The sequence below is a fragment of the Hymenobacter negativus genome, assembly GCF_017571495.1.
GTDB lineage: Bacteria > Bacteroidota > Bacteroidia > Cytophagales > Hymenobacteraceae > Hymenobacter > Hymenobacter negativus.
Genome location: NZ_JAGETZ010000004.1, coordinates 353,738 through 373,766 on the forward strand (window position 1 = coordinate 353,738; position 20,029 = coordinate 373,766).

Annotated in this window: 19 protein-coding genes; 6 read left to right on the plus strand and 13 right to left on the minus strand. The window is 57.3% G+C overall.

Features of this window, described 5'->3' with window-relative positions; genetic code table 11:
* Positions 1-55 precede the first annotated feature (55 nt).
* The 7 genes from lgt to J4E00_RS11280 all read right to left on the minus strand — a co-directional run bounded on the left by lgt (position 56) and on the right by J4E00_RS11280 (position 6,830).
* A complete protein-coding gene (gene lgt / locus J4E00_RS11250) occupies positions 56-1,087 on the minus strand; it encodes a prolipoprotein diacylglyceryl transferase (protein WP_208175248.1) in 1,032 nt (343 codons plus the stop codon).
* 61 nt (positions 1,088-1,148) lie between these two features.
* Positions 1,149-1,433, minus strand: coding sequence for a hypothetical protein (locus tag J4E00_RS11255; protein WP_208175249.1), 285 nt, complete (start codon positions 1,431-1,433; stop codon positions 1,149-1,151).
* Positions 1,426-2,064: an RNA polymerase sigma factor gene (locus J4E00_RS11260; protein WP_236049708.1), complete on the minus strand. Its 639-nt coding sequence runs from the start codon at positions 2,062-2,064 to the stop codon at positions 1,426-1,428. The genes J4E00_RS11255 and J4E00_RS11260 overlap by 8 nt, the downstream gene beginning before the upstream one ends.
* Before the next feature lie 186 nt (positions 2,065-2,250).
* Entirely contained in the window at positions 2,251-4,161 is a 1,911-nt protein-coding gene (nadE, locus tag J4E00_RS11265) for an NAD(+) synthase (RefSeq protein ID WP_208175250.1), read from the minus strand.
* Between the two features lie 167 nt (positions 4,162-4,328).
* Positions 4,329-5,054: a ribonuclease III gene (rnc, locus tag J4E00_RS11270; RefSeq protein WP_208175251.1), complete on the minus strand. Its 726-nt coding sequence runs from the start codon at positions 5,052-5,054 to the stop codon at positions 4,329-4,331.
* A 126-nt stretch (positions 5,055-5,180) separates the two neighbouring features.
* Complete coding sequence (gene fabF / locus J4E00_RS11275; protein ID WP_208175252.1) at positions 5,181-6,431, minus strand: beta-ketoacyl-ACP synthase II; 1,251 nt, start codon at positions 6,429-6,431, stop codon at positions 5,181-5,183.
* A 162-nt stretch (positions 6,432-6,593) separates the two neighbouring features.
* Complete coding sequence (locus J4E00_RS11280) at positions 6,594-6,830, minus strand: acyl carrier protein (protein WP_169532328.1); 237 nt, start codon at positions 6,828-6,830, stop codon at positions 6,594-6,596.
* Positions 6,831-6,993: 163 nt separating this feature from the next.
* Between J4E00_RS11280 and J4E00_RS11285 the strand changes: the two genes are divergently transcribed.
* Together J4E00_RS11285 and pyk are read left to right on the plus strand one after the other, a co-directional pair.
* Entirely contained in the window at positions 6,994-7,422 is a 429-nt protein-coding gene (locus J4E00_RS11285; RefSeq protein ID WP_208175253.1) for an IPExxxVDY family protein, read from the plus strand.
* 85 nt (positions 7,423-7,507) lie between these two features.
* The gene (gene pyk, locus J4E00_RS11290) at positions 7,508-8,953 is read left to right on the plus strand and encodes a pyruvate kinase (protein ID WP_208175254.1); all 1,446 of its coding nucleotides are present in this window, start codon (positions 7,508-7,510) and stop codon (positions 8,951-8,953) included.
* Positions 8,954-9,028: 75 nt separating this feature from the next.
* Here the strand turns inward: pyk and J4E00_RS11295 are convergent, their stop codons facing one another.
* From J4E00_RS11295 to rpsT, 3 genes are all read right to left on the minus strand, one after another.
* Positions 9,029-10,561, minus strand: a complete 1,533-nt coding sequence (locus J4E00_RS11295) for a T9SS type A sorting domain-containing protein (RefSeq protein WP_208175255.1) — start codon at positions 10,559-10,561, stop codon at positions 9,029-9,031.
* Between the two features lie 14 nt (positions 10,562-10,575).
* On the minus strand, positions 10,576-12,087 hold the full coding sequence (locus J4E00_RS11300; RefSeq protein WP_208175256.1) for a T9SS type A sorting domain-containing protein: 1,512 nt from the start codon (positions 12,085-12,087) through the stop codon (positions 10,576-10,578).
* 202 nt (positions 12,088-12,289) lie between these two features.
* Entirely contained in the window at positions 12,290-12,541 is a 252-nt protein-coding gene (gene rpsT, locus J4E00_RS11305) for a 30S ribosomal protein S20 (protein WP_168674786.1), read from the minus strand.
* A gap of 288 nt (positions 12,542-12,829) precedes the next feature.
* On the opposite strand from rpsT, the gene J4E00_RS11310 reads away from it, so the two are divergent.
* Complete coding sequence (locus J4E00_RS11310) at positions 12,830-13,816, plus strand: YheT family hydrolase (protein WP_208175257.1); 987 nt, start codon at positions 12,830-12,832, stop codon at positions 13,814-13,816.
* A 204-nt stretch (positions 13,817-14,020) separates the two neighbouring features.
* Here J4E00_RS11310 and rsmG read toward each other — a convergent pair whose 3' ends face one another.
* The 3 genes from rsmG to J4E00_RS11325 all read right to left on the minus strand — a co-directional run bounded on the left by rsmG (position 14,021) and on the right by J4E00_RS11325 (position 16,547).
* Positions 14,021-14,638, minus strand: a complete 618-nt coding sequence (gene rsmG / locus J4E00_RS11315) for a 16S rRNA (guanine(527)-N(7))-methyltransferase RsmG (protein WP_208175258.1) — start codon at positions 14,636-14,638, stop codon at positions 14,021-14,023.
* A 146-nt stretch (positions 14,639-14,784) separates the two neighbouring features.
* Complete coding sequence (locus J4E00_RS11320) at positions 14,785-15,408, minus strand: RNA polymerase sigma factor (protein ID WP_208175259.1); 624 nt, start codon at positions 15,406-15,408, stop codon at positions 14,785-14,787.
* Positions 15,399-16,547 (minus strand): glycosyltransferase, encoded by a 1,149-nt coding sequence (locus tag J4E00_RS11325; protein ID WP_208175260.1) that lies wholly within the window; start codon positions 16,545-16,547, stop codon positions 15,399-15,401. Before J4E00_RS11325 ends, J4E00_RS11320 begins: the two co-directional genes overlap by 10 nt.
* 186 nt (positions 16,548-16,733) lie before the next feature.
* Between J4E00_RS11325 and tgt the strand changes: the two genes are divergently transcribed.
* The 3 genes from tgt (at position 16,734) to J4E00_RS11340 (ending at position 19,994) form a co-directional block, all read left to right on the plus strand.
* Entirely contained in the window at positions 16,734-17,864 is a 1,131-nt protein-coding gene (gene tgt / locus J4E00_RS11330; protein WP_208175261.1) for a tRNA guanosine(34) transglycosylase Tgt, read from the plus strand.
* Positions 17,865-17,960: 96 nt separating this feature from the next.
* Positions 17,961-19,040, plus strand: a complete 1,080-nt coding sequence (locus tag J4E00_RS11335) for an LptF/LptG family permease (protein WP_208175262.1) — start codon at positions 17,961-17,963, stop codon at positions 19,038-19,040.
* Between the two features lie 6 nt (positions 19,041-19,046).
* On the plus strand, positions 19,047-19,994 hold the full coding sequence (locus tag J4E00_RS11340; RefSeq protein ID WP_208175263.1) for a DMT family transporter: 948 nt from the start codon (positions 19,047-19,049) through the stop codon (positions 19,992-19,994).
* Positions 19,995-20,029: the final 35 nt, after the last annotated feature.

Sequence of the window (20,029 nt, forward strand, 5' to 3'; positions counted from 1 at the left end):
GTGTACTACCAACCGTTGCGAGACTTCCCTTTTTTCAACTTCGCGAAACCTTGCGCTACTGGGCGCGGGGTGGAACTGTGCCGGCTGCCGCGCCTACTTTCGGCTGCGGGTCGCCTTCCTTGCCCAGGTCGCGCGGGGCGTAGCCGTAGGGGTTTTCGGGGTCTTTGCCGGCCCGCCACAGCACCCAGATACCGATAAAAATCAGCGGAATGCTGAGCAACTGGCCTTGGTTGAACAGGTGACCGTTTTCAAAATCCACCTGGTTCTCTTTCAGAAATTCCCCCAGGAAACGCTGGATGAACAGCAGCACCACAAACAGCCCGAATAACTGCCCCCGGGGTGTGCGCTCCTTGGTCCGGTTCCACATCGAGTAGAGCAACGTCAGCAGGAAAATGCAGAACAGCGCCTCGTAAATCTGGGTGGGGTGGCGGGGCACGGCCACGTGAGTATCTGCCGTAACGGGACCGGTGATGGGCTGGCTCACAATTTCCGGCTCGCCGCCTGCTTGCGGATTGGCCACCCGCTGCACCGCGTAAGAACCGACGGGCGCGGGCTGGTCGGCCCCAAAGCTCTTCCAATGTTCAAAATCGCGCGGAAAAACGAAGGCCCACGGTACATTGGTTGGCTTGCCCACGATTTCAGAGTTCATCAGGTTACCCGTCCGAATGCAGGCGCCGCCCAGCGCCACAACAATCACAATGCGGTCGAGTACCCACAGGTAATCGAACTTATTCTTGCGTGCAAACAGCCAGCAGGCAAACAGGATACCGATGGTAGCGCCGTGGCTGGCCAGGCCGCCCTGCCAGATTTTAAACACCACCATCGGGTCAGCCAGTAGCGCGTCTAAATCATAGAACAGCATATGTCCCAACCGAGCCCCCACGATGGTGCCAATCAGCATGTAAATCGTAATCACATCGACCCACTGCGGCGACACCCGCTCTGAGCGGTAGATGTGCGTGAGGATGAATGTGCCAACCACAAAGGGCAGCATGAAAAATAACCCGTACCAACGCAGCGTGACCGGCCCTATATGGGCAATGATGGGATTAATGTTCCAGAAAATAGCGGCGAGGAAAGATGACATGCGTAGCGAAAGTGAAATATGGGTTCAAAGGTACTCAGCCCCTCATCAGCGCGGCGGCTGGCTACCTGGGGTTGGCATTGTAATGCACGGCTCCCGCAGCCGGGCGTAGCGCCGAGCCGTCGCCACTCAGCATCAGCACCAAAGCGCCCAGCAGCACGGCATAGGCGGGCCGACGCAGCCAGCCAAGCACCAGCGGGGGTGATGCGGCCGGTGCTTCGGGGGCCAGCCGAGCTTGCACCCGCGTGTAAAAGAAGGGCCGGGGCTGAACTTTCGGCTGGGCAGCCAGCTGGCCTAGTAAGTCATCCCAGGCATCATCGGAGTTGGAGCGAGCAGCAGAATCAGACATGGCGAAGGAGGGGGTGAACGTGTTTACGCAATGTTTGCCGGGCCCGAAACAACAACGATTCCACCGCCGGCACAGTGGTTTCGAGCACGGCTGCAATTTCTTCGTAGCTCAGCTCCTGCTCATGGCGCAGGGTAAAAGCCACTTGCTGCTGGTCGGGCAAGCGGGCGACGTGGGCCAGCAGCAGTTGTAGCTGCTGCTGGCCTTCGAGCAGCGCCTGGGGGTGCCCATGGTCGGGTGGCTCGTATAGCGTTTCGTTATCGAAACCCAGCAAGCTGGTGAAAAAGGCAAAGCGCTTTTTAGCCCGCGCCCGCTGCCGGTTTTTCAGGGCCCGCGAGGTGGCCAGCCGGTAAAGCCAGGTGCTCAGGGCCGCCTCGCCCCGAAACCGCCCAATGGTCTGGTAGACTTCGACAAAGACTTCCTGGGCAACGTCCTCCGCCTCTTCCGGCGACCGCAAGAGGGAAAACGCTGTCTGATAGACACGGTCCTGAAAACGCGCTACCAACGTGCGAAAGGCCACTTCACTCCCCTGCTGTAGTTGCGCCACCAAAGCAGCATCCGCCGCCGACAGCGCACTCAGCCGGGTTTCATTGAGGAGGCCATGGGCCACGGGCAGCGAGAATGAATGAGCCAACGAATCAGACCTGAAGAAATACTAAAGGATGCCTCAGCGCCGGCTCTTCGCGGCCATTACCAAGGTTACAGCCACTCAGGTACCATCGGCCGCCAAAACTTGCGGTGGCAAGCTATTATATGCTGTAAAATACTGTCTACCAAAACGTAATTCTCACATAACTGCGCTGCAGTCTGATGCCAACAGCTACAATTCCGCCAGCTCTTCGCCGAACCCGCCGCTGAGAATCGGGAATCGTAGCCAGGAGCGTGGGTCCACGTTGTAGTCATCGAGGTGGAAGCTCGGGGCATACCGCTCGCGCTTCCACTGGTTGCGGCTCCAGAGACTGTAGAAGCGACGCACGTAGGTTTTCAGCTGCTCGTGATCGAAGCCGGTTTCCTCGGTGCCCAGCGCCGTGAGTACTTGTTTGGGGCTGAGGCGGTCGTAAAACGCCAGCCGCTCGATGCGGTTGAGCAGCGTGTAAGGCATGAGGTCGCGCTCGTCGGTTTGCTTTTCTTCCAGCGGGCGCAGCTCGGCGGTGGGCTGCAGGGCGTTAACGTGGCTCAGAGCGGAGTAGCCCAATTCAGCCTCGGCCCAGCGCAACCACTTTTTCACGAAGTCCTTGTCCACGCCCGCAATGGGCGAGATGCTGCCGGCGGTGTCGCCGTCCATGGTGCAGTAGCCCACGCTGGCTTCCGAGCGGTTGGAAGTGGTGATGAGCAGGCAGTTTTGCACGTTGGCCAGCAACCAGATGGCGGGGGCCCGCACCCGGGCCTGAATGTTTTGCAGGGCCAAATCGTCGGTTTGCCAGGTTAGGTCCCGGCCCAGCGCCTGCTGGATTTTGCCCACGTAGCCCGTCACTTCCTCGTCAATCTCCCAGTTATGAAACCGGGCCCCAATGCTATCTGCCAGCTCTTTGGCCGAATTAAAAGTGTCATCCGAGGAATTGACCGTGCCCTGATAGGCGCAGGTCAGCAATTGGCGCACTAGCTGTTGCTTGTCGCTAAGGGCCGACTCAGGCGTGGGGCTTTCCGCCACCTGGATAGCCTTACCGCCAGCACCTTCCTGCTGCGTAACTACCGCTTCGGTAAAGCAGCCGCTGCGGTGTTTAAACTCGTCTAAGCCCAACTCCTCCACCCCCAGCCGCACCATTTCGGCTACGCCCACGGCGCAGAAGCACGAGTCGGCCCCGCCGCTCAGGCTCAGCACGAAGCCGCGGCTGCGCGCCTTGCGCAGGTAGTCAAACAGGCCCAGGCTCATGGCCTGATTTAGCTCCTTATACTCGTCGGGCGCGGGTAGAGGTATAATTTCGGCCGCCGGCTCTGGCTTAGCATTAAAATCCACATCCACCCACTCCAAGTCCACCTCCTTGAAGCTCAGCAGCTGGTTGCGCTTCAGCAAGTGCCCGTTGCGGGCCACCAGAATTTCTCCGTCGAAAATGATGCGGCCAGCCTCGTTGCCCAGCAGGTTGGCGTAGAGATAGGTGCAGTCAAACGTGCGCGAGGCCTTCATTACCAGCTGGTAGCGCACATCCGTCTTGCTCATTGCAAAGTGGCTGGCCGACGGGTTCACAATCAAATCGACCTTGCCCATGAGGCGACAGGCAGGCCGCACATTATCAGCCCGCCACGCATCCTCACAAATTTCGAAGCCGAAGCGCACGCCCTGGTGCTCGAAAATGAGGTCGCCCAATGGCCACGTCTCCCCTTCCCACTCCACGGTTGTTTGCTCACCGGCCAGCCAGGGCACAAAAAAGCGCGTTTCATAGTGCACGCCATCATTGGCCAGAAACTGCTTGGCCGCGAAGCCCAGAATCTGGCCATCGCGCAGCACCGCTGCCGTATTGTAGGTGCGGTGATTGAGGCGAACGGGTACGCCCACCACCACACAAATGCCCTGCGTCCATTCCCGCACCGTTTGCAGGTGTGCCAACGCCGCCTGCGGCATCCAGTCGCTCAGAAACAGGTCTTCGCAGCCGTAGCCGCTCAGGCACAGCTCGGGCAGGCATAGCAACTCCACGCCCGCCGCTTTGGCCTGCTCAATGGCCGTTTTGATGTTGCGAAGGTTATTGTTCCAATCAATGGGAATCTGGTTGAGGGCGGCTCCGGCGATGCGCATGTTTTCAATTATTTGGTGTTAGAGATGCTGTATATACAAGCCCCAGCGGGGCGACATGTTGGTGGAAACCTAGCAGGTTGAACGAAAAAAAGCCCTGGCAGGACGACATTCGGTAACCGAATGCCCTCCCGCCAGGGCTCGCTTGGCTTATGGAATCAGTGAATAACTCAAGCAACTCCCAACTCCGTCAGGGCCCGCTCAGCCGCCAGTTGCTCCGCTTGCTTTTTGCTCAGGCCCATACCCGTGGCAATTACCTCTTCGTCGAGCAACACGCTGGCCGTAAATTCCATCATGCCGCCCGGCCGGGCCTCACCCGTAATGTCGTAGCGCACGGTTTTGCCCTGGCGTTGCGCCCATTCCACCAGCTTGCTCTTGAAATTGGCTGTAGTAGTGGTGAGCGTGTGCACATCCACAAAGCCCTTCACGAGGCGGGTCAATATGAACTTTCGAGTCGCCTCGTACCCCAAATCCAGATATACGGCCCCTACCAACGCCTCCAAAGCATTACCATTCACCGACCGTGAGCGGGCGGCGCGGCCCTGCGCGGCATCCAATTGCACCAGCTTGTCTAGGCCCAGCTTAAGGGCGATGCCGTTTAGGCTTTCGCGGTTCACAATACGTGAGCGCACCTCCGTCAGGAAGCCTTCCTGTTCGTAAGGATATTTTTTGAACAGGTATTCGGCCACCACTGTGCCCAGCACGGCATCGCCGAGAAATTCCAGCCGCTCATTGGTCTGGTGGCGGCCGATGGCCGGCTGCTGCCGCACCGCCGACGAGTGCGTAAATGCCAGGCGATACAGCTGGGCATTCTTGGGCTTCTGGCCAGTGATGGTAGTCACCGCCTGCCGAAATGCCTTATCGGAAGCAAAAAACCGGGAAACGAAACCAAGCAAAGGAAAGGACGCTAAAGTGTGGCAGAGAATAGCACAAAGGTAGAACGCCGGCTCAGTAGAACGGCAAAAGGCAAGAAGCCAGGCTGTGTGCAGCCTGGCTTCTTACCTTTTGAGTTGGTAACGACCTTACAGCTTGCGGAATACCACCGAGGTATTATGCCCGCCGAACCCAAATGTATTGCTCACGGCCACACGTACGTCGCGCTCCTGTGCCACATTCGGCGTGAAGTTCAGCGCCTGGTTGATTTCCGGGTCTGGCGTGTTCAGGTTGATGGTGGGTGGCACCAGCCCGTTTTTCATGGCCAGCAGGCAGGCCACTGCCTCAATGCCGCCGGCACCGCCCAGCAAGTGGCCGGTCATGCTTTTAGTTGAGGAGATATTCAACTGGGTGGCGTGGGCACCAAAAACCTGCTCAATGGCTTTGATTTCGGCGCCGTCGCCCAGCGGGGTGCTGGTGCCGTGCGTGTTGATGTAGTCCACGTCTTCGGGCTTGATGCCGGCATCACGCAGGGCATTTTTCATCACCAGCACCACACCGCTACCGCTCGGGTCGGGCGCAGTGATGTGGTAGGCGTCCGAAGACATGCCGCCGCCAATCAGCTCGGCGTATATTTTGGCACCACGGGCTTTGGCGTGCTCGTATTCTTCGAGCACCAAAGCACCAGCGCCTTCGCCCAGCACAAACCCATCGCGCTCCTTATCATAGGGCCGCGAGGCCGAAGCCGGGTCGTCGTTGCGCTCACTCATGGCTTTGAGGGCATTGAAGCCCCCCACCCCCGATTCGGTGATGGCTGCTTCGGAGCCGCCAGTCACTACGGCGTCGGCCAGGCCGAGACGGATGTTGTTGAAGGCCGCGATGATGGCGTCATTTGACGAGGCGCAAGCCGAAGTGGTAACGAAATTGGGGCCGCGGAAGCCATTTTTGATGGAGATATTGCCCGACGAGGAGTCAGCAATCATGCGCGGAATAAAGAAGGGCGAGTAGCGTGGTGTTCCATCGCCCCGCTCAAATTGAAAGCATTCTTCCTGCAACGATTTCAGGCCGCCAATGCCGGAGCCCCAAATCACGCCCACCCGGTCCTTGTCCACCCCGCTTTCGAGCAGGCCCGAATCGGCAATGGCCTCATCGGATGCCACCACGGCAAACTGCGTGAACAGGTCCATTTTGCGGTGCTCCTTGCGGTCGAAGAAATTGTCTGGCTCGTAGCCCTTCACTTCGCAGGCAAAGCGGGTTTTGAACTTAGCCGGGTCGAAGCGCGTGATGGTGGCTGCGCCGCTAGTGCCCGTGCGCAGGCCTTCCCAATAAGCCGGGGCAGTATTGCCCAGCGGAGTAATGGCCCCAAGGCCGGTAACGACAACCCGTCGGATGGACGACATAAGCAGGCGCCTCTGGCGCAAAAAATGAAGCGGAATAAAACGGCAAAACCGGCCGGCGGCTAGCCGGCCGGTATGCGCATAACTTGGGATTCATTCCGAACGAAACGAAAAACCGGGGTAACTTTTTTTCCCTTAACTGGTTCGATTCGGGCGGAAGAAAAACTACTTGGCGTGCTCTTCGAGGTAGCTGATGGCTTGGCCCACGGTCTGGATGTTCTCGGCCTGGTCGTCGGGAATGCTCACGTTGAACTCCTTTTCGAACTCCATGATGAGTTCAACGGTATCCAGCGAGTCAGCGCCCAGGTCGTTGGTGAAGCTTGCCTCGGGGGTAACCTCGGAGGCTTCAACGCCCAGTTTATCAATAATAATGGCCTTTACTTTTTCTGCGATTTCAGACATTTCCGTGGGGGTTTAGGGAAAATTACGGCGCAAAGTAACGAGAGATTTTTCAACTAACCCACCGCCGCGCTTTTCATTTGGGGGTACAAGATTATGGCGGTGGCCCGTTGCAAGCCGTAGCTTTGCCTGCGCTGACGGGTAGAATGCCCCATTTTGCGGCTCTATGAAGACTTTCACCCTCGATGTAGACTATGAGTGCGACTTTGCCCTCTTTGGGCTGGTCAGCAGCACCCGCGACTATACCCTGGCCTGGACCCTGAACCGTGCCCTGCGCCTGCGCCTCGTGAAGCAGCCCGAACTGCTTCTGAACCTGCTCAACCAGGGCCGTTTGGTATTCACGCACTACCTCCACACCACCGAAACCCTCACCTTTCGGCTGCTGCGCAACCGCTCCATTGCGCCATCTAACTTAAAAAAGCCGTTCTTAGCTCCCGATATCAAGGAGTACGACTACCTGCTGGCCGTGAGCAACGGCAGCGGCCACCTCGCCGACGACGAACTGATGCACCGCCTCACGGCCTTAGATGCCGTGCAATACGTGTGTCAATTCGACCCGAACACCTTGAAATACAAAGAGAATCTTATTTTGTAGCTACTGCTACTCGCCCTTCTTTCGTTTCACTGCTTTCACTCATCTGAACCGCGCGAAGAACTGCTTCGCGCCCGCTCTAACACTCATGGAAATCGATAACCGCCCCGCGTTTAACAAAACCAAAATAGTGGCCACGGTGGGCCCCGCTTCAAATACTTACGAGCGCCTTGGCGTGCTCATTCGCGAAGGCGTGGACGTGTTCCGCCTCAACTTCTCGCACGGCTCCTACGAAGACCACCTCTCAGTCATCAACACCGTGCGCCGGCTAAACAAGGACATGCGCACCTCGGTGGGCCTGCTCCAGGACTTGCAGGGCCCCAAGATTCGTCTTGGTGAGGTAGAAGGCGGCGGCGTGGAAATCAAGGCCGGCGACAAGATTAAGCTGGTGTGCGGCGAAAAGGAAATCAGCACGGCCACGCGCCTGAGCACGATTTATCTGGGCCTGGCGCGCGACGTGAAGGCCGGCGACATGATTCTCATTGACGATGGCAAGATTGAGTTGAAAGTGCTGGCCACCGACCGCGACAAGGAGGTAGACGTGGAAGTGGTATACGGCGGTCTTGTGAAGCCCCGTAAGGGCATCAACCTGCCCGATTCGGAAGTTTCGGCCCCGTCAATGACTGAAAAGGACATCGAAGACCTGCGATTTGGTTTGGAGCACGACGTGGATTGGGTAGCCCTCAGCTTCGCCCGCAAAGCCGACGACATCCGCTTCATCAAAAACCTGATTGCCGAAGCGGGCAAAACCACCCGGGTGGTGGCCAAAATTGAAACGCCCGACGGCCTGCGCAACATAGACGAAATCATCGCCATCACCGATGCCGTGATGGTAGCCCGCGGCGACCTCGGCGTGGAGGTGAAGATGGAGGAAGTGCCCATGGCCCAGAAGATGATTATTGCCAAGTGCAACGCCGCCGGTAAACCCGTCATCGTAGCTACGCAAATGATGGAGTCGATGATTACGGCCCCCCGCCCCACCCGCGCCGAAACCAGCGACGTAGCCAACGCCGTGCTCGACGGTGCCGACGCCGTAATGCTCTCCGCTGAGACTGCCGTGGGCGCCTATCCGGCCGAGGTTATCCGCTCGATGGTGGGTACCATCCTGAGCGTAGAAAGCCGTAGCCCGCAGCTCTTCCATAAGTGGTGGCCCATCGACCCCACCGGCCCCAACTTCATGGCCGACAGCGTACTGTCGGCCTCCTGCCACCTGGCCAAGAATACGGGCTCCAAGGCAATTACAGGTATGACGCACAAGGGCTACACAGCCTTTCAACTGGCTAAGTATCGCCCCAAAGCCAACATCTTTATCTTCACCAATAACCGGCCGCTTCTCACGGTTCTGAGCTTGGTGTGGGGCGTGCGCAGCTTCTATTACGACCGCCTTATCAGCACCGACAGCACCATTACGGACATCCGCTACGTGCTTACTACCACCGGTCATCTGGCCCCCGGCGACGTATTTATCAATACTGGCTCGATGCCCATTCAGGAGCAAGGAAAAGCAAATATGGTGAAGGTGAGCATTGCCTAAGGGCTGCCTGTCTTCGCTTATATAGAAAGAGCCCGCTGTCTGCACAGCGGGCTCTTTCTATATAAGCAAACGGCTTTACTCGTGCAACAGCTTCCAACTGCCGGTGGCTTCGGGCCCACTCAGGTGCAACATGTAGAGACCAGTGGGCTGCCCAACTAGCGGCACAGCTACGGTCGTCTGGTCAACAGATAAAGGCGCATTCCACACGGTGCGGCCCAGCGCGTCGGTCAGGTACAGTTGGTGCCCGGGGCGGGCGGGCTGCATCAGTGTCAGCGTGGCCGCTTCGGTAGCGGGGTTGGGATGGAGCGTGGCCAGCTTCGCAGCCTCGGCGGCGCGGGTAGGCAGTAGGTTGGCGTAGTCAGTTGAGGAACCGCAGGTCACGAGTCCGTTGGGGGTGACGCGCTGGTAGTAGGTCAGTGCCATTTCGTCTGACGAGTAGGACGTTATGGTATTACCCAAGCCGAGTTGAAGGGCAAAGGTCTGGGTCCAACCATAATCAGTAGGGAAGTTATGCGTCCCACCAGTTGTAGGGTATAACTGCTGGTAAAACAGAGTCCTACCATTAAGGCACCCCGCACCATTTGCCGGGCGCAGGCCAGTACCTACTACCACCGTGCCACTTCGATTAGGGACTACTTCGTATTCACCCGAAAGCAACACCAAGGCCTGATACTGCGGTGAACGACCGTTCCGTAGCGAGAAAGCCATCCGTCCGGCACGCACCGGCCCAATCGCTGCGCCAGGTGTACTAAAGCAGCCCAACCCACTGTAATTCACAGTACGGGTTTGCTCCTGATAGGTATAAATCAGTGAGTCGCTGGTTACTTGGCGCGACTGAATGACGCGCATACTAAAGTCAGTTGTACAACGCGGGCCGCTCATAGAAATTGGGGTAGTTTCGTACCCCAATCGGTCGCCGGGCTGGAAATTAAACAAAACAACCGGCGAAAGCGGCGTACCCGCCAACGGCGCGGGCAGCTCGCTCACCTGCCACTGTGGGGCGGTATTGTTTCCCACAGCCAGCCAACGCGGCGCGGCCAGCAGCCCATACCGCCGGCTCAGGCGCAGCACCGCACCGGAGCTCAGCGTGATGGTAGCCACCGAATCGGAGGGGCTACCCGCGGCGCTGGTCACCGGTTGCCAGGCCCTACTGCTGAGCGTAGCCGTGAGCAGGGGCGCGGTACTGGCCGTCCACGTACTGCCAACCGCCGCGCGCGGCCGCAACCGCAGCGACAGGGCCGCCTGGTACGTGCCTTCCGCCACATTCTCCAGCACAAATTCGCTCGTGCCCGGAGTCCAGAGCAGCCGGGCCCCAAACAGATTATTGCGGCTCTTGCGGGCGCTGGTATAGAATGCAGGGGCGCTGCCGTCAAGGGGCCGCATCAGCCGATTGAAGGCCCAAGCCGAGTCGCCAGCCGGCGTAGCGTAAGCCGAATCTAGCCGTAGCAAAAAGGTATTTGGCGTAACGCTGCCGACTGGTGCCGTATCATAGGTATAAATCAACCCTGGCTGAAACGGGCGCCAGGCCTGTTGTGCGTGGGCCCCGAAGGTTGTAACCAGCAGAATTACAAGCAGCAGTAGCTGCTCACGGTAGTAAACAGTTTTCATAGTAAAAGGAGCTATTATTCGTGCGTCAGCTTCCAGCTACTAGTAGTACCGGGGCTGCTCAGATGCAGCAGGTAGAGGCCGGCTGGCTGCCCGGCAATGGGCACGGCTACGTCTGTCTGGCCAGCTGGCACCGCAGTGCTCCACACGGTACGGCCCAGCGCATCGCTCAGGTGCAGGCTGGTGCCGGTACGTGCTGGTTGGGCCAGGATGAGCGTGGCAATGTCAGTAGCAGGGTTGGGATGAAGCGTGGCCAGCTTCGCGGCCTCGGCGGCGCGAGTAGGTAGTAGGTTGATAAAATTCATTGGCGAGCCACAAGTGAGCGGACTACCAGCATTCCGACGATAATAAAGGAGTGCTTCGCCATCAACCGTAAATACATATCCCAGCCCCAGCGCCAACGAGAAGCCTTGCTGCCAGCCTATGTCGATGCCAGTGCTGTATTGGCCAGCTGGCGCATTAAATCCCGGGAACACTCCGATAAAGCTCAGGTACTGCCCACTTGGCCCGCAGCCAGTTGAACTACTGCTGGTTGTGATTCCTCGCCCAACATAGTAGGGCGGCTGTGCCGAGGCGTACATCGGCACGTATTCGCCTGTAAGCAACGGCAGAGCAGGAAACTGTGCTGATTTGCCGGTGCGTAACGAGAATGCCCACCGTCCCCTGCCAATTGGATAGGTTTGCACGCTGCCACTAGTTGAAGGAGAAGCGAAAAATTCTGTACGCCGTTGCTCCTGGGTAGTAAAAATCAGGCTGTCTGCCGTTTGCTGCCGGGTAATAATCCGGCGCAGAATATGGCTTCGCGAGCCACCGTAAGGCATAATATTAAATGGGTTTGCCTCGTACCCCATTTCATCGCCAGGCTGCATTGTAAACAGCGCCAACGGGTTGTACGGTGATTGCATCAGCGTCTGCGGCAAATGAGTTTGCACCCACTGTGTCGCTGCCGAAGTTGAGCCCAGCCACTGTGGCCCTTCGAGCAAGCCGTAGCTCCGGCTCAAGCGCAGCACTTGGCCTGAGCTGAGCGTGATAACTGCCACTGAGTCGCTTACGCCTTGTACCTGCTCTAGGCTGCGGCTGGTGAGCGTGGCCGTTAGGGCTGGTGCGGTGCTGGCCGTCCAGGTAGTGCCGACTGCCGCACGCGGCCGCAACCGCAGCGACAGGGCCGCCTGATACGTGCCTTCTGCCACGTTCTCCAACACAAATTCGCTTGTACCTGCCACCCATAACAGATTGGACCCAAACAGGTTATTGCGGCTCTTGCGGTAAATTCCGTAAGGGTTTGTGCTTTGCTCGTGACCGTCACTGGTCTTCAGGATTCGCCCGAAAGCCCATGCCGAGTCGCCGGCAGCCGTGCGATAAGCCGAATCGAGGCGCAGCGTGTGGACACTACTACTGCCAGGACCACTGAAAGCATATATCAGCCCCGGTCGGAAAGGCCGCCAGGCTTGCTGCGCATTGGCCCTGGAGGCTATAAACAAAGACAGCGCAGCCAGTATTGGCTGCGCCCAAGAGTAAGGGTGTTTCATGAATTGGGGAGCTTATTTGTGGAATAGTATACACAAGGTAAGCGTTCGACTCAAATTATAATTGAATTAACCTATGGTTCAACTATAGTAAACCCCCATACACACGCAAAAAGCCCTGCTTGTTACCAAGCAGGGCTTTCGTGTAGAGCGGAGAACCAGACCTTGGGGCGGCGCAGTCTGGTCCTCCTAAACTCGTCTCGCACTAGAGCGCGTTGACGAGCTTTGTCAGCTTGCTTTTGTTGTTAGCAGCTTTGTTCTTGTGGATAATGTTCTTCTTGGCCAGACGGTCCAGCATCGAAGTAACTTTCTTCAGCAACTCCTGAGCAGCCGTTTTGTCGGTCGTTGTGCGCAGCTTTTTGATGGCCGTGCGGGTGGATTTGTGCTGGTAACGGTTCAACACGCGCTTGGCTTCGTTGCTGCGGATGCGTTTGAGGGCCGACTTATGGTTTGCCATGAGCAGGAAATATATAAGAGCGTTATGCTTGAGTTCTGTGTTTGGGAGGGCAAAGGTACGAATCTGTCTGACAAATTCAAACCGCCATGGCAAAAATATTGAGTCCAAGCCCTTTTAGCTGCTATCAAAGCCCTATTGCCACGCTTTTGAATGGTCTTGCTCATTTCAATTTCACTTTAGCATCCCTAAATTAGTATGCATGCCGATTAGGGGCGAACTTTACTTGATAGCCTCTGCCCGCTCGCTGACTCCACTCGGTGCAGCAATACACTTTCAGCTTTCCGCGCTATGCCACTCGTTGCTGCCTCGCAATACCAGCCACCGTTCTACCTGTTCAATGGCCATCTCCAGACCATTGTGCCCAGCCTGTGGCGCACCGTTTCCGATGTGGCTTACCAACGCGAGCGGGTCGAATTGCCCGACGGCGACTTCCTGGACCTGGACTGGAGCCGCTTGCCCGCAATGCGCCCCACCAACGGCATCGCCATCGTGTCGCACGGCCTTGAGGGCGATGCTTCGCGGCCCTACGTGCGGGGCATGGTGCGTGCGCTCAACCGCGCCGGCCTCGATGCGCTGGCTTGGAACTACCGCAGCTGTGGCGGCGAGATGAACCGCCTGCTCCGCTCCTACCACCTTGGCGATACGGAGGATTTAGACCGGGTGCTACGCCATACACTGGCCACCGGGCGCTACCAGCGAGCCTACTTACTGGGCTTTTCGGCGGGCGGCAACGTGACGCTGAAATACCTCGGCGAGGATGCTGCCCGCGTACCAGCCGAAGTGCAGCGCGCCGCCGTGTTTTCCGTACCAACGGATTTGCGGGCTAGTTCGGTGCATATCGGCCGGCTCCAGAACCAGGTATATATGCGCCGATTTTTGAAGTCGTTACGTCAAAAAATCCGTGATAAAGCGGCGTTGCTGCCCGGCCAGGTTGATTTGGATGGCTTGGAAGCATTGCGCAATTTCCCGCAGTTCGACGACAAGTACACCGCGCCCATGCACGGCTTCGACTCGGCCGAAGCATATTACCAATACGCCAGCTCCGGGCGCTACCTGAGTGGTATTCAGGTGCCCACCCTCTTGGTGAATGCGCAGAATGACCCGTTTCTGCCAGCCTCTTGCTATCCAAGAGAGTTGGCGGCCAATTCGCCGTTTGTGTTTCTGGAAACGCCTTCTGATGGCGGCCACGTTGGCTTCGCCGAAGGCTCGCCGGATGGGGAATACTACTCAGAGCGGCGAGCCGTGGAATTCCTGACGGCAGAGGTACCAGCGTAGTGTCTTCACTTTTCATTGCGAGCGTAGCGACAATTCAGCCTCCTAATTGCGACTAGAGCTGAAGTGTGGCAAACTCTTTATATCAATAAAAAGCCCCATTACTGTGCAGTAATGGGGCTTTTTACAGTACTGGGCTGGTCACTGAGAACAGGACTCATTGTTTCGTCGCCGCTTGATGCGTAGAATATTTGCAATAACAAAGGCCTACTTAGCAGGTACGAAAACCACTTTTTTTGTCTCAAAGAATTCCTCTTTATAGAATTCACTCAAATCCGTCACTTTCGTTTTCAAACCTGATTCGGCTATTTCCTCAGCCAAGTCGCCACCTTTCAGGTAATACAGGCCGGAGCCAGCGGCGCCTTGTGGTTTAAAGCGGTGAGCAATCCAGGGGTGGAAGGCGGCAAGGCGGGCCACGGCGCGGCTCACCACATAGTCGTATTTGGCACGCACTTGCTCGGCGCGGGTTTGCTCGGCGGTCACGTTGTTCAGGCCCAACGCAGCGGCCATAAACTGCACGGCGCGGATTTTCTTACCGATGCTGTCGACGAGGTGGAAATGCACCTCCGGGAACATGATGGCCAGCGGCAAGCCGGGCAGGCCCCCGCCGGTGCCTACGTCGAGCACGGCGCTGCCTTTCGGAAACTGGATGACCTTGGCAATGCCCAGCGAATGCAGCAAGTGGCGCTCCACGAAATTATCCATGTCGGTGCGCGACACTAGGTTGATGGCTTCGTTAGTGGCCCGGAACTCAGTTTCTAGCTGCTGAAAAAGCTGCAGCTGCTGGGGCGTGAGCGAAGGAAAATAGTTTTGGAGGAGGTTCATACAAAAGAGGGAAATATCATCTTGAGCATTTTGCGCACAAAGCAAAAATGAAGGACCTTATCACATCAGAACCAATCGTTCCAGCGTGACAAGGTCCTTCATCTTTGCTTTGTGCGCAAAATGCTCAGAATGTCAAAAGCCAAGGCTTAAATAATCTGCTTGGTGTTCTTCACCATGTCATAGAGCAGCTCGCGGGCGCGGTGCAGCTGGGCTTTCACAGTGCCGAGGGGTGCTTTGAGCTCGGTGGCAATCTCTTCGTAGCTGAGTTCGTCGAAATAGCGCAGGCTCACGAGGCGCTGGTACTTATCGGGCAGGCGCGACACAACGTGGCGCATGATTTCAATTTTCTGGTTGCGCACGGCGTGCTCAGCCGGGTTCAGGTCGTTGTCGCGGAAATCGATGGTGATTTCGTCGCCGTTGTCCACCTTGATGGCCGAATCAATCGACATGGTTTTGATTTTATTCTTGCGGATAAAATCGATGCAGTTGTTGGTGGCGATGCGGAACAGCCAGGTACTGAATGCGTACTCAGGGTTGAACTTATGCAGGTTACGGAAAGCCTTGGCGAAAGCTTCGATGGTCAAGTCTTCGGCGTCGTCCTGGTTACGCACCATCTTGAGCACCACGTGGTAAACGGGCTTTTTGTAGATGTGCATCAACTCGGCGTAAGCTTTCTCATCGCCGTGGTCTACGGCGGCGCGAATCAGCTTGAAATCGTGCTTGGCTTTTGCTGAAAACTGCTTTTGAATGTCTTGGTTGTTTACTTCCATCGAAGGGTGCGGTTAAGGAACAGCGAGATTCCCAGGGCCAGGTATTGGAAAAAATAAACCGCGTCGAGCACGGGAAGCAGCCCGACGCTTACGGGCTGGTGGAGGCGGCGGCCGACACGGGCATACACGGCACTCACAAACAAAGTTCGGAGAACCCATACGACCGCCAAAGGTACCCAATTGTTTGGCGAAATTAATAGCAGAACCGTAGCCAAATAGAACAACATATTGGCGAAAACAAACGTGCCAATCCGCAAACGGTCGCCCAACCGGTAAGCCCGACCAGCCGACAAATGGCGCCGTTTCTGACGCCACCAGGCCGGCCAGGTAGCTGCCGGCTCGCTGAAGGTGTGGGCCGACGGCTCAGCCACCACGGCTACGCGCTGGTGCTGATGGACAGCATCCTGCACCAGCAAATCATCGTCGCCGGAGAGCTGACGGATGTGCGAGGCAAAGCCTTTGGTAGCATTGAAACAGGCCCGGGTATAGGCCAAATTACGGCCCACGCCCATGTAGGGCCAGCCACGCCAGGCAAAGCTGAGGTACTGAGCCGCCGTGAGCAGCGTCTCGTAGCGAATGAGCTGATTGAGAAAGCCAGGCGCTTCGGTGTAGGCCGAGAAGCCGAGGACGAGGTCGGCCCCGTTTTTTTGGGCAAAGCCGCGCTGCATGAGGCGCAGCCACTGGTTGGTAGCCGGAATGCAGTCGGCGTCGGTGAAAAGCAGGCGGGGGAAACGGGCGGCTTTGATGCCGAGGGTAAGGGCGTATTTCTTGGGTGCGAAGCCATCGGGGGTGCGGTCGACGGTCACGAGGCGGAATTTTTCGGGATAATATTGGGCGAGCTGCTGGGCGTAGAGATAGGTATCGTCGTGGCTGCGGTCATCGATGAGGACGATTTCGAAGGGTGCGGGGTAATCCTGTTTTAGCAGCAGCGGGAGGAGGTTGCGCAGGTTGTCGAGCTCGTTGCGGGCGCAGACAACGATGGAAACGGGCTCCGAATCGGGGCCCAACTCATTAGAAGCAGCTTCAACAGGGCGGCGGGCAAAGGGCCAGAAAAAGTAGGCGGCATAAACCAACTGCACCAGCACGCACGCGAGCAACAACCAGAAAAAAGGGGACGTGGGAAGGTAAGGAAGCAGCAACGGGAAGCGTACGAATGAGCCCGCAAAAGTACGGGGCGCAAAACGGGCAGGTTACCTTTGTACTGTCATGCTGAGCGCAGCGAAGCATCTTATCACGGCCGCGCCGGTTGGTTTACTGCGAATCGTTCGCGGTTGATAAGGTCCTTCTATTCGCTACGCTACTTTCAGGATGACCGTTCAGACCACATGACCTTCGACCTTCTCGCCCAGGACCCCGCCACCAAAGCCCGCGCCGGCCGCCTCGAAACGGCCCACGGCACCATCGAAACGCCTATTTTTATGCCGGTGGGCACGGCTGGCACCGTGAAAGCGGTATCGCAGAGCACGCTGAAAGAGGATGTGCACGCCCAGATTATTCTTGGCAACACCTACCACCTTTACCTACGGCCGGGCCTCGATGTGCTGAAAGCCGCCGGTGGCCTGCACAAGTTCAACGGCTGGGACCGGCCTATTCTGACTGACTCGGGCGGCTACCAAGTGTATTCGCTGAGCAACACCCGAAAGATTAAGGAAGAGGGCGTAAAATTTCGTTCGCACGTGGATGGCAGCCAGCACCTGTTCTCGCCGGAGGGCGTGATGGACATTCAGCGCGTGATTGGGGCCGACATTATTATGGCGTTTGACGAGTGTACGCCATGGCCCTGCGAGTACGACTATGCCGCCCGCTCGCTGGACATGACGCACCGCTGGCTGAAGCGCTGCATTGAGCGTTTCGACAGCACCGAAGGGCTTTACGGCTACGAGCAGGCTCTTTTTCCGATTGTGCAGGGCAGCACGTTCAAGGGCCTGCGCGTGAAGTCGGCGGAGTTTATTGCCGAGCAGGGCCGGGTGGGCAACGCCATTGGCGGGCTGAGCGTGGGCGAACCGGCCGAGTTGATGTATGAGATGACTGAGTTGGTGTGTGACATCCTGCCCAAGGACAAGCCGCGCTACCTGATGGGCGTGGGCACGCCAGCCAACATCCTGGAAAACATCGCGCTGGGCGTGGATATGTTCGACTGCGTGATGCCGACCCGCAACGCCCGCAACGGCATGCTGTTCACCACGCAGGGCATCGTGAACATCACCAATAAAAAGTGGGAAACCGATTTTACGCCCCTCGACCCTGAACTGGGTGGACACGCCAGCACGTTTTACTCGCGCTCCTACGTGCGCCACCTATTCCAGTGCAAGGAGATGCTGGGGCCGCAAATTGCCTCGGCCCACAACCTGGCCTTCTACTTGTGGCTGGTGCAGGAGGCGCGCAAGGAAATCATTGCCGGTACGTTTGGCCCTTGGAAAGAGCGCATGGTGAAACAGGTGATGACCCGACTGTAATTGGCTATCAGCCTTTAGCTACTGGCTAATAGCTCTTCTCAGTTCACCATACCAACATTGCTAATAGCTACCAGCTAAAGGCGAATAGCTGACCTCATGAATATTCTCGACAAATACATTATCAAGAAGTTTCTCTCCGCGTTTTTCTTCTCGGTGGTTATTCTCGTGACGGTTATTTGCGTCATTGATTTCACGGAGAAAAACGACGATTTTATTCAGCATAATCTGTCGATGTCGAAAATTATTTTCGGCTACTACATTTACCTGTTTCCGTATTTCGCCAACCTGCTTTCGCCAATTACCATTTTTATTGCCGTTGTTTTTGTGACAGCGCAGTTGGCGGCGCGCACGGAGATTGTGGCTATTCTGGCCAGTGGGGTAAGTTTTAAGCGGCTGATGATGCCATATGCTGCGGGCGGCGCGGTGGTGGGCCTGCTCATATTCGGGCTAATCGGCTGGGTATTGCCGGTGGGCAGCAAATCGCGGGTGGCATTTGAGCGGGAGTATATCAAATTGCCCTATCGATTTCAGGGGCGCAACGTGCACATCAAGATTGGTCCGAAGAGTTACGTGTACATGGAAAGCTACACGAACACCAATAATATCGGCTATAAGTTTGCGCTGGAAACCATTGAGGGAACGGTACTGAAGCGCCGCATGACGGCCGATGTAATTAGCTGGGATTCGACTAAACATATGTGGCATTTGTCGCCGCAATTGGTCCACACGTTTCGGGGTCCGCAGGATGAGTTTCTGCAAACCTTTCCCGCCCGCGATACCACACTGAACTTATATCCGAAGGACTTTGCCAGCAATTATAAAGTAGCGGAAACCCTTACGTTGCCCGAGTTAAATGCATTTATCCGGACGAAGATTGAGCGCGGGGCAGATGACACACAGATTTATTTGAGCGACAAATACGAACGGTATTCTTATCCGTTTGCCATCGTTGTGCTCACGTTGATTGGGGTTATTCTCAGTGCCCGGAAATCGCGGGCCGGCGTGGGCGGGCAAATCGCGCTGGGGTTTGTGCTGGCATTTATTTTCATCATTTTCGTGATGCTGAGTCGCAACCTGGCCCAAGTGGGCAGTCTGTCGCCGCTCATCGCGGCGTGGGTGCCGACCACCGTTTTTTCGGTAATCGGGCTGGCGTTGTATCGCTTCGTGCCGAAATAAGCAGTTATGCTCCGCGACTACCTTAAGCTTCATTTCATTGTGCTCCTGTGGGGCTTCACGGCCATTCTGGGCAAGCTGCTGACGGTGCCGCCGGTGGAGCTCGTGTTTTGGCGCACGCTGTTGGCCTCGGTAGGCTTGGTGGTGCTGATTGCAGCGCGGGGGCAGCAGTGGCGGGTTTCTGGGGGGCAGGCGGGGCGGCTGCTGGCGGTGGGCGCGCTGGTAGCGGCGCACTGGATTACCTTTTTCCTGGCGGCCCGGCTGTCGTCGGTGAGCGTGTGCCTGGCCGGGCTGGCCACGCTGGCTTTGTGGACCTCGTTGCTGGAGCCGCTGCTGCTGTGGCGGCGGGTGCGCGGCTACGAAGTGGGCTTGGGCCTGATAACAATGGTGGGCTTGTACCTGGTAAGCCAAGCTGAGCTGGACCAGCTGCTGGGCTTGGGCGTGGCAGTGCTATCGGCCGGGCTATCGGCGCTGTTCAGCGTCTTAAATTCGAAGCTGATTAAGACGCACCCACCGTTGCGGCTGACGTTTTACGAGATGCTGGGCGCTTGTCTGAGCATTGCGCTGTTCTTTCCCATTTACAGCCGCTACTTCACGCAGGGCAAAGGCTTGCAGCTGGGCTGGCACGGCTACGACTGGCTGTGGCTGGCCCTGCTGGCCGGTGTTTGCACAGTGTACGCCTTCTCTACGTCGGTGGAACTGATGAAGCGCCTCTCCCCTTTTGCCGTGAACCTGACCATCAACCTGGAGCCGGTGTATGGCATCAGCATGGCGGCGGCTATCTACTGGCTACACACGCAGGGCCTGCTTCACGCGCCGCAATTCAATCAGGAACGGATGTCAACGGGATTCTACATTGGCACCCTACTCATTGTGCTCAGCGTGCTGATTCACCCCCTGGTGGCGCGGCTAATGAAAGACAAGCAGCCCGATTTAGAGCCAGTGATTCCGGTATAGGGCCGCCTGGCCCGTGTACCCCGAATTTCCAATCC